Raw genomic sequence first — 10,130 nt, 5'->3', positions numbered from 1 at the left:
CCCCGCCGATGTCCGCCCAGTCGGAACTCGGCCCGCGGAAGAACACGCGAACGACGGCTCGCGCGCTCTTCCGGCCGGCGACCTTGCGTCAGCTCGTATAGACGAAGGCGGGATCGTTGAGGTCGATCTTCGGCAGTTCGTCCTTCTCGGTCCAGTAGTCCTGGCTGTGCTGCCATTCCGGCTTTGAGCCGCGCTTCGGCAGCAGATGCATGCCGCGCATCAGATAGCCCGGATTGAAATTCTCCGGATCGATCCAGGGCAGCAGCTCCATGCCGGCATCCTCCGGCCGCAGCCTCGGCACGACGCTGCGATAGCCGTGCTGCTGCATGTGGCCGAGCAGCCGGCAGACAAAGTCCGCGACGAGATCGGCGCGCAGCGTCCAGCTGGCCCGGAAGTAGCCGAACACCCAGGCCATGTTCGGCACGCCGGTGAACATCATGCCGCGATAGGTCACCGTGCTGGCGAAGTCGAGCGGCTCGCCATCGATGCTGAAGCCGATGTCGCCGAGCACGTTGAGATTGAAGCCGGTCGCTGTGACGACGATGTCGGCTTCGAGCGTTTGGCCCGATTTCAGCTGGATGCCGGTCTCGGTGAAGCGCTCGATCTCGTCGGTAACCACCGAAGCCTTGCCGGAGGCGATGCCCTTGAACAGGTCGCCATCGGGCACGAAGGCGATGCGCTGCCGCCACGGCCGATAGCTCGGCATGAAATGCGGATCGAGATTGTAGTCCGGGCCGAGATGCGCGCGGACGCCGGCGAGCAGTTCCTCCTTCACGACCTCCGGCTCGCTCATCGAGCGCCGCGTGAAGGTCGCCTGGTCGAACAAAATCTTGCGGCGGACGATCTCGTGGATCCAGTCCTCGGAGATGCCGAGTTCGCGGAGCGTGTCGGCGATCTCGATCTTGTTGCGGCCGGGGATGAAATAGGTCGGCGAGCGCTGCAGCACGGTGACGTGCGCGCAGCTCGGCGCCAACGCCGGCACCACGGTGGCGGCCGTCGCGCCGGAGCCGATCACCACCACCTTCTTGCCGGCGCAGTCGAGATCGTCCGGCCAAGTCTGCGGATGGATGATGCGGCCCTTGAACTCGGCCATGCCGTCCCAGTCCGGCGTGTAGCCCTCGCTGTGACGATAATAGCCCTGGCACATCCAGAGGAAATTCGCGGTGAGGCGAACCTCCTCGCCGGTGTCGGTGCGCTCGGCGACGATCGTCCAGCACTGCTCGGTGCTCGACCAGTTCGCCGAGACGATGCGGTGGCCGTAGCGAATGTGCTGCGCCAGATCGTTTTCCTCGATCACCTCGCTCATATAGGCGCGAATCTCGGCCGCGGTCGCGATCGGCTTGCCGGTCCACGGCTTGAAGCGATAGCCGAATGTGTAGAGATCGCTGTCGGAGCGGATGCCGGGATAGCGGTGCGTCAGCCAGGTGCCGCCGAAACTGTCCTGCGCTTCCAGCACGATGAAGCTGGTGCCGGCGCACTGCTTGGTCAAATGATAGGCGCCGCCGATACCGGAAATACCGGCGCCGACGATCAACACGTCGACATGGTCGGGACAGGAAGCGGCGTCAGCGGATGGGCCGGCGCGCATGGCGACGGCTTCGGCAAGCTGGGTCATGTTTCCTCGACTTTTTTTCTGTCGTTGCCCGACAGATTGCCGTCTGCGCCGAGGTTTGCCCAGCATTTTCTTGCAGGCACGTGCCCGATCGCAGGCGCGGTCGATGACGTCTCGCTGCACCGCGATTTTTCACCGAACGAAACCGCGAGCAGCCGCCCGCGCGCGTCACGGCTCGCACCTGAGACAGCAAAACGCCGCGGGCATCGCTGCCCGCGGCGCATCGAGGCCTTGCGACCGCGAACCGGCTCAGAAGTTGAGCAGCAGCGGATAGCCCGAGAACGACTTGTACTCGCCTTCCTGCTTCAGGATCAGCGGCGTGCCGGAGAACGACTGGTACTCGCCCTCCTGCTTCAGCAGCAGCGGCGTACCCGAGAAGCTCTGGTACTCGCCCTTCTGCTCGAGCAGCAGCGGCGTGCCGGAGAAGCTCTTGTATTCCCCCTCCTGCTTCAGCAGCAGCGGGGTGCCCGAATAGCCTTCGTACTCGCCCTTCTGCTCGAGAATCAGCGGAGTACCGGAGTGTCCTTTGTATTCGCTCATGATCAATTCCTTTACTTAGAGAGCACTGGCAGGCCCAGCCAGGAGGAGAAGATGGTCGGGTTGTTGATCAGCAGCGGTTCGCCCGAATAGGATTTGTACGGACCGCTGCTGTCCAGCAACAGGGGAGTCCCGGAAAAGGACTTGTAGGGACCGTTGCTGGCGAGCAGCAGCGGCGTTCCGGAGAACGACTGGTATGGGCCCTTGCTGCTGATGACGAGCGGCGTACCCGAAAAGGTCTTGTCGCTGTCGACGAGCAGCCAGTCGCCGGAATAGGATTTGTACTTCCCCGACGTGTCGAGCAGCGTCTTGAGGTGCAGCAGGTTCGAGAACGGCGTCGCTTCGCTCTGTTCAGCGCTCGCCGACGACGACTTCTGCAGGCTGATCTTGTTCGGCTGATAGCCGTCGAGGATCTCCGCCGCCTTGGCGGCGAAGCCGAATTCGGCCTTCACGGCGACCACGACCGCGCCCTTCTTGACGTAGTCGGCATAGGTCCGCGCCTCACCGCTCGACACATAGGCCCTGCCGAGCGCGGCGATGATATCGTCGGTGGAGCTCGCCTTGCCCGCCTGATAGGCGGTGACGACGGAATACTGATAATTGCTCTTCTTCAGGTCGGTTTCCAGCGCAGCGAGCTTGCTGCTGGAATCGTACAACCGGGTGATGATTTGCGTCATGTTGACTCCGTTTCACTCTCAGGGCCGCGAGGGTTGGCCCTGCATCAGAAGGGTGTCCCGTCGCCTGATCAGCGGGACCATCGTCACCAGCGTTGCGAACAGCAGCAGCAGTTCGAGGCAGTAGACGAAATTGTAACCGGCCGCCGGTCCGAGATGCGGCGCCAGCGCCGTCACCGCGTCGCGCAGGATGCCGCCAAGCGCGATCGCCACGCCGGCCGCGGAGGCCTGCACCGCGCCCCAGGCGCCGAGCGCCAGCCCGGCCTGATCCTTCGGCGCGGCGTTCATGGTCGCCGTCAGCGTACCGTGGCCGAATAGCCCAGCGCCGAAACCGATCAGCAGCGTACCGAAGCCGAACACCAGCGCGGAGGCTGCGCCTTGCAGCTCGGCCGCGAAGATCACCAGCAGGAACGCCGGGATGCCGACCAGCGCGCCTGCGCTCGCCATCCGGAACGGATCGGCACCGCGGCTGAGCACGCGCGAGGCAAGGCCGAAGCCGAACAGGCCGCCGACCGCCAGCGCCGCCGTGAGCTTGGTGGTGTCGCCGACCGACAGATGCAGGATCTGGCCGCCATAGGGCTCGAGCAGCACGTCTTCCATACTGAACGCCATGGTGCCGAAGCCGACCGCGATCAGCCGGCGCATCGCGTTGTCGCCGGAGATGAACGCGTCCCACGACTGGCGGAAGCCACCGGCCGGCGCACCGGGATGCGCGGTGGCGACCTCACCGCCGGTGCGGCGGCGCGCTTCCATCTTCCAGGAAGCGACGGCATTCAGCACAATGGTGACGACGGCCGAGCCCTGAATGACCTGGATGAGGCGGCCGGGCGAGAAATCAGCCAGCAGCATGCCGAAGATAATCGCGCTCGCGATCATGCCGAACATCAGCATGGTGTACATCAGGCCGACCACCTTCGGCCGCGTCTCGGGGGCGGCGAGATCGGTGGCGAGCGCGAGCCCGACCGTCTGGGTGGTATGCACGCCGGCGCCGATCAGCAGGAACGCCAGCGCGGCGCCGAACTGACCGATCCACACCGGCGCATGACCGGCCTCGCCGCCGCCGGACAACACCAGCAGCGCGAACGGCAGAATCGCCAGACCGCCGAACTGCACCAGCGTCCCCTTGTAGAGGAACGGCACGCGGCGCCAGCCCAGCACGGATTTATGGACATCGGATTTGAAGCCGATCAGCGCCCTGAACGGCGCGAAGATCAGCGGCAGCGAAACCATCACGCCGACGATCGAGGCCGGCACGTTGAGTTCGACGATCATCACCCGGTTCAAGGTGCCGACCAGCAGTACCAGCGACATGCCGACCGCGACTTGAAACAGCGACAGGCGCAACAACCGGGATAGAGGCAGATCCGGCGTCGCCGCATCCGCGAATGGCAGAAAGCGAGGCCCCAGCGAGGCCCAGACCTTCATCATCTTTTGGCTGACTGTGTTCATCGTCCAGCAAATCCAGCTTGCGAGAGGCCGGCGACGTTGGTCAGCGTGACCGAACGAACGGCGACCCGAACGAACAGCACCACTTTGCGGCCGGAGACGAACTGCGGCAGATCAAACCGCCGCCGCGATTCACCCCGGCTACAAAGCAAGCGACCGGGACCCTTGGATCCCGGTCCAGCCACACAGCTTCGAGAGAAGCTGCAATTAGCCGATGGTGACCGAGCTCTCGATCGCCGCAGTCTTACCGTTCCAGTACTTCGGGAACCAGGTGGTGTGCGACAGCACGGCGTAGTGAACGAGGATGGCGATCACGGTGACGCTGCCGAGCAGGAGCGGCAGGCCGACGGTCGGCTTCACGACAGTCCAAATGCGACCTTGATTCATCTTAGATACTCCTTAGTGCAGCCAGGGCGAGTAAACATACGCCAGGAAGTGCGCGACGATCGCGATCGCGCCGAAAATGCGCGTACCGTCGATGACGTGCTTGTGGAGCTCTTCCGATTCCGCGATCGTCAGGCCAGTCGGCCAGACCTTGTTGGGATCGTCTGCCATAGTAAAAACCTCCTAAGAGACTTTCGATCAGTTTCGTGCTGAACCCGCACGTAGGTAGTTTTCGCTGCTACGCCGAACGGAGTTCGTTGGTCTCAGCATCTTTCCTTTGGTGGCCTCGTCACCCGTCCGCGCCGTCAACTTCAAGAGGACTTGGCGCTGGGACGCGGAACCGATGCGGGGCTCGCCCAGACCCGGGTGATCTGGGCTCATCACCCTTTTCGATCACATCCGAGTGATTGTAAGATGATCCTGACACACATCTTTGTCAATTTAACATGACACTGAGGGGTGTCCGTGTCATACCGGACATCCTCAAACCGGTCCGACGACTCCCGGACACGGAAAATTGAGTAAAATGTGATGCAGTCCGGCATTGACAACGTCGCCGAAATGATAGTCGCAAATTTCGACGCGCCCGGCCAGGCCGGATGTGAGCGTGAGGCGATTCATCTTCCCGGCTCGATCCAGCCTCACGGCGCATTGCTGGCGCTGGCGCCCGAAGATCTGCAGGTGATCCACGCCGCCGGTGACACGACGCCACTATTCGGCGTCCCGGCCGAGCGCCTGCCCGGCACCTCCGTGGCGACGCTGCTGTCGGCCGATCAGATCGGCAAGATCCGCGCGCTGCTCGGCCCGGATCGCAAACTCGAACGGCCGCTGCATGCGTTCACACTCAACCCGCCCGACGCGGCGATGGTGGACGTCGTCGTGCATCAGGCGTCCGGCCTGCTGGTGCTGGAGTTCGACCCACGACGGGAAGCTGCGCCCGATAACTCCCTGGCGCTGGTGCAGTCGATGATCCGCCACGTGCAGCGTGCGGACGGCACGCAGGCGTTCTGTCAGGCGGTGGTCGACGAAGTGCGCGCCGTCACCGGCTTCGAACGGGTGATGGTGTATCGCTTCGGCACCGACGGCAGCGGCGAAGTGATCGCCGAATCCCGCGCCGCCGGCGTCGAGAGCTTTCTCGGCCTGCGCTATCCGGAGTCCGATATCCCCAAGCAGGCCCGCGCGCTGTATCTCAGCAACTGGATCCGCGCGATTCCCGACGCCCGCTACGCGCCGGCGCCGATCGTCCCCACGGTCGATCCGCGGACGGGGCAGCCGCTCGACCTCAGCCAGAGCGTGATCCGCAGCATCTCCCCGGTGCACCGGCTGTATCTCGCCCATATGGGCGTCGTGGCGTCGATGTCGCTGTCGCTGATTCAGCACGGCAGGCTGTGGGGACTGATCGCCTGCCATCACGGCTCGCCGCGCTACCTGCCGTACCGCATGCGCGAGTCGTGCGAGATGTTCGCCGAGATGGCGTCGTCGCAGCTCGAAGCCAAGATCGCCGCCGAACAGCTCGAGGCGCGGCTGCGCAGCACGCGCATCCACGAAGAGCTGGTGACGCGGATGAGCCAGGAATCCGACCTCGCTGAAGGGCTGATCCGGTTTCATCCGAACCTGCTCGACTTCATTCCCGCGACTGGCGTCGGCCTGTGGATCGATGGCCAGTTCACCGGCCTCGGCGTCACGCCGGATGCGGCCGAAACCGAAGCGCTGATAGCCTGGCTCGGCGCCAATTCGAGCGACGGCATCTTCCACACCGATAGCCTGCCGCTGATCTACGAGCCGGCGACAGCTTACGCCGATCGCGCCAGCGGCCTGCTCGCGCTGTCGCTGTCGAAAACGCCGCGCGACTACGTACTGTGGTTCCGGCCGGAGGTGATCCGCACCGTCACCTGGGCCGGCAATCCGCACAAGCCGGTGGGCGTCGGCCCGAGCGGCGAACTGCTGACACCGCGGCGCAGCTTCGCGGCGTGGCAGGAATCGGTGCGCCTGCATGCCGAGCCGTGGCTCGGATCGGAGATCGAGGCGGCGCACCGGCTGCGGCTGTCGTTGCTCGAAGTCGTGCTGCGCCGGATCGACGGCATCGCCCGCGAGCGTAGATCGGCGCGGCTGCTGCAGGAGCAGCTGATGCGGCAGGTCGAGTTCGGCTTGCGCCGCTCGCAGGACGTCGCCCAGACGCTGCAAGAAGAAACCAGACGGCGAGTGTCGGTGGAAGCCGATCTGTCGCAGGTGCTGCGGCGAACCGTCGAGGATCAGGAAGCCGAACGGCTGCGGATCGCGCGCGAACTGCACGACACGCTCGGCCAGTCGCTGACGCTGCTGCAACTCGGCTTCGAGAATTTGGGACAGGCCGCGCCCGACAACGCGCAACTGCAGGACCGCGTCGCCGGAATGAAGACGCTGACCGCCGATATCGGCCGCCAGGTCAACCGGCTCGCCTGGGAAATCCGCCCGACCGCGCTCGACGATCTCGGCATCCAGACCGCGATCCAGCATCTGCTCGACGCCTGGAGCGAGAAAGCGCAGGTGCAGTTCGACCTGCACATGACGCTCGGCGACCGCCGGCTGCCGCCGGCGATCGAGACCACGCTGTATCGCGTGCTGCAGGAAGCGCTCACCAACATCGTCCGCCACGCGGCCGCGACGCATGTCAGCGTCATCCTGCGCCTGACCGATCAGCAGGTGACGATGGTGGTCGAAGACGACGGTCGCGGCTTCGTCAATCCCGACGCCGACCGCCCGCCCCAGCGACTCGGCCTGCTCGGCATCCGCGAGCGGCTGACGCTGGTCGGCGGCTCGCTCGAAATCGAATCCGCGCCCGGCAAGGGCACCGCTCTGTTCGCACGAATTCCGTTGTAACCATGGAAGCAGCTCCGATGGACCAGCAAGCCCCTTCCAGACTGCGCGTCTTCCTCGCCGACGATCATCCGGTCGTGCTCAGCGGCATGAAGGCGCTCGTCGCCGGCGACCCGGCGATCGAGATCGTCGGCGAAGCCAGCGACGGCCCGAACGCGCTGCGCCGCGCGATCGAACTGAGACCCGACGTCGCCGTGCTCGATCTGTCGATGCCCGGCCTCAACGGCATCGAGGTGGCGCGGAAATTTCTCGCCGCCTGCCCGGAATGCCGCGTGCTGGTGCTGACCGTGCACGAAGACGGCGCTTACTTGCGGCAGTTGCTCGATCTCGGCGTCTCCGGCTACGTGCTGAAGCGCTCGGCCACCGACGAATTGATCCGCGGCATTCACGCGGTCGGCACCGGCGGCATCTATCTCGATCCGGCGATCGCCGGGCGCGCCATCGGCCGCACCGCGCCGCACATCCAGAACGGCGACGAGCACAGCGCGGTCTCCGACCTCTCCACCCGGGAGATCGAGGTGCTGCGCCTCGCCGCCGTCGGCCACAGCAACAAGACCATCGCGGCCAAGCTGCAGATCGGCGCCAAGAGCGTCGAGACCTACAAGGCCCGCGGCATGGCCAAGCTGGGCTTCCACAACCGCGTCGAAGTGGTGCGCTTCGCGCTCAGCATGGGCTGGCTGTCGGACCCATAGGGCGGCCGCGATCGCGAATTTGCCCGCGTCGGCGCGAGCCGCTAGCCTCTCCCTGTCGAACCAACGTCTCGCCGTGACGCCGTCGCGGATGAACGAGACGACAGCGGGAGGAACTGAATGACTGCCGACCAGCAGACCGCAACGCCGCGCGCGAGCGCTTTCGCGGGGCTCCGCGTTCTGGATTTCTCGACCACCATCGCCGGCCCGCACTGCACCCGGATGCTCGCCGACATGGGCGCCGAGGTGATCAAGATCGAATCCAGCGACGGCGACACCATGCGGAACCGGCCGCCGGTGCGCGACGGCTACAGCACTGCGTTCGGCCAGCTCAATGTCGGCAAGAAGAGCGTGGTGCTCGACCTCAAATCCGCCGAGGGCCGCGCTGCGGTGCAGCGGCTGGTGGCGACCGCCGACGTGCTGGTGGAGAATTTCCGCCCCGGCGTGATGCAGCGGCTGAAGCTGGACGACGCGTCGCTGCGCGCGATCAATCCCAAACTGATCTACTGCTCGATCTCAGGCTACGGCCAGACCGGTCCCTCGGCCGAACTGCCCGCCTATGCGCCGGCGATCCACGCGGCGTCCGGTTACGATCTCGCCCACCTCGCCTATCAACCGAACCGCGACCAACCGGACTATTGCGGCATCTATCTCGCCGACGTCGTGTCCGGCGTCTATGCGTATGGGGCGATCGCGTCGGCGCTGTATCAGCGCATGTCCACCGGCGAGGGCCAGCATATCGACGTGTCGATGCTGGAGTCGATGCTGAGCCTGACGCTGAACGAGATGCAGAGCGCGCAATTCCCGATCAAGAAACAATCGCGCCCGCAATTCGGCCCGGTCGAGACTGCCGACGGCTATGTGATGATCGCAATCGCCAGCGAGAAATCGTTCCGCAGCTTCATGCAGGCCGGCGGCCATCCCGAACTGATCACCGACCCCCGCTTCGCCGAATATCACCACCGCCGCGAACACTGGGCCGAGCTGATGGACATCATGGAGACATGGTCGCGAACGCTGACCTCGCAGCAATGCCTCGCCGCGCTCGACAAATACGGCGTGCCCTGCTCCGCCTATCGTACCGTGGCCGAAGCGATGGCCGACCCGCAAACCGCGCATCGCCAGGCGTTTGCGGAAGTCGAAGACGGCGCCGGCGCGTTCAAGGTGCTCAACCAGCCGTTCCGGCTGTCGCAAGGCAATCCGGCGCCGACGCCACAAGTCGCCACGCTTGGGCAACATACCCGCGCGGTGCTCACCGAAGCCGGTTATTCGGAGGAGGAACTGGCGGGGCTTGGTGTGAGCTAAGCTCTCTGGAAGTTAGCGAAGCCCGTGGTGAGGCTTGTGCCACAACCACAACCTCATGGTGAGGAGGCGCGTAGCGCCGTCTCGAACCATGAGCCGCAGGCACTGCGTGGCCACATGCTTCGAGATGCGGGGGCTCCTCAGAGCCTGGCTGGAAGCTAGTGCAGCAAAATCAGCTGCGTTCTCCGTCATTGCGAGCGGAGCGAAGCAATCCAGAGGCCACGAATTGGGCCTTCCTGGATTGCTTCTTCGCTTCGCTCCTCGCAATGACGAATTCAAGGCCGCGTTTCTCGGACAGAGTTTCCGGCCGGTCTCTAAGGATGAGGGTCAGTGCCTGTGGAAACCCCACATCCCCTCAATCCACCGATGGATGCCGCTCGCTACGCCGCCCGGCGCAGCTGCACCCGCCACAAGTCGGGGCCTTCTTCCAGATAGGTCCACTGGCAATCGTCGCCGTGCACCGCCTCGAAGAAGTGTTTCAGCGGCCGCGGGTCGTGGTCGACCACGATCTGCATGCTTTGGCCCGACTGCAGATTGTCGAACAGCCGCGGGATGATTTCGTGGCGCTGCTGATGCGGGATCTGGCGGACGTCGAGAACACGCTCGGCGGCGGTCGCGGCTTCGGTCATG

The 10,130-nt window shown here is 64.9% G+C and carries 10 protein-coding genes; 3 read left to right on the top strand and 7 right to left on the bottom strand.

Annotation, left to right across the window (positions count from 1 at the left end; translation table 11 throughout):
* Positions 1 to 88: 88 nt before the first annotated feature.
* The 6 genes from IP86_RS07650 to pufB all read right to left on the bottom strand — a co-directional run bounded on the left by IP86_RS07650 (position 89) and on the right by pufB (position 4,824).
* Entirely contained in the window at positions 89 to 1,615 is a 1,527-nt protein-coding gene (locus IP86_RS07650) for a flavin-containing monooxygenase (RefSeq protein ID WP_054161916.1), read from the bottom strand.
* Positions 1,616 to 1,861: 246 nt separating this feature from the next.
* On the bottom strand, positions 1,862 to 2,152 hold the full coding sequence (locus tag IP86_RS07645) for a hypothetical protein (protein ID WP_054161915.1): 291 nt from the start codon (positions 2,150 to 2,152) through the stop codon (positions 1,862 to 1,864).
* Between the two features lie 11 nt (positions 2,153 to 2,163).
* Entirely contained in the window at positions 2,164 to 2,826 is a 663-nt protein-coding gene (locus tag IP86_RS07640; protein ID WP_054161914.1) for a hypothetical protein, read from the bottom strand.
* 18 nt (positions 2,827 to 2,844) lie between these two features.
* Positions 2,845 to 4,272, bottom strand: coding sequence for a PucC family protein (locus IP86_RS07635; RefSeq protein WP_054161913.1), 1,428 nt, complete (start codon positions 4,270 to 4,272; stop codon positions 2,845 to 2,847).
* 204 nt (positions 4,273 to 4,476) lie between these two features.
* Complete coding sequence (locus IP86_RS07630) at positions 4,477 to 4,656, bottom strand: light-harvesting protein (protein WP_011504171.1); 180 nt, start codon at positions 4,654 to 4,656, stop codon at positions 4,477 to 4,479.
* A gap of 12 nt (positions 4,657 to 4,668) precedes the next feature.
* Positions 4,669 to 4,824 (bottom strand): light-harvesting antenna LH1, beta subunit, encoded by a 156-nt coding sequence (gene pufB, locus IP86_RS07625; RefSeq protein ID WP_011157052.1) that lies wholly within the window; start codon positions 4,822 to 4,824, stop codon positions 4,669 to 4,671.
* 360 nt (positions 4,825 to 5,184) lie between these two features.
* Here pufB and IP86_RS07620 point away from each other — a divergent pair, with 360 nt between their 5' ends.
* The 3 genes from IP86_RS07620 to IP86_RS07610 all read left to right on the top strand — a co-directional run bounded on the left by IP86_RS07620 (position 5,185) and on the right by IP86_RS07610 (position 9,503).
* Complete coding sequence (locus IP86_RS07620) at positions 5,185 to 7,512, top strand: GAF domain-containing protein (protein WP_054161912.1); 2,328 nt, start codon at positions 5,185 to 5,187, stop codon at positions 7,510 to 7,512.
* A 17-nt stretch (positions 7,513 to 7,529) separates the two neighbouring features.
* Positions 7,530 to 8,201 (top strand): response regulator transcription factor, encoded by a 672-nt coding sequence (locus IP86_RS07615; RefSeq protein WP_054161922.1) that lies wholly within the window; start codon positions 7,530 to 7,532, stop codon positions 8,199 to 8,201.
* Positions 8,202 to 8,318: 117 nt separating this feature from the next.
* Positions 8,319 to 9,503: a CaiB/BaiF CoA transferase family protein gene (locus IP86_RS07610; protein ID WP_054161911.1), complete on the top strand. Its 1,185-nt coding sequence runs from the start codon at positions 8,319 to 8,321 to the stop codon at positions 9,501 to 9,503.
* A 377-nt stretch (positions 9,504 to 9,880) separates the two neighbouring features.
* Here IP86_RS07610 and IP86_RS07605 read toward each other — a convergent pair whose 3' ends face one another.
* A complete protein-coding gene (locus IP86_RS07605) occupies positions 9,881 to 10,129 on the bottom strand; it encodes a DUF2249 domain-containing protein (protein WP_054161910.1) in 249 nt (82 codons plus the stop codon).
* Position 10,130 lies beyond the last annotated feature (1 nt).

It is taken from the genome of Rhodopseudomonas sp. AAP120, assembly GCF_001295845.1.
In the GTDB taxonomy this organism is placed as follows: domain Bacteria; phylum Pseudomonadota; class Alphaproteobacteria; order Rhizobiales; family Xanthobacteraceae; genus Rhodopseudomonas.
The sequence above is the reverse complement of the archived record's forward strand: the minus strand, read 5'-3'. Positions and strand labels throughout refer to the sequence as shown.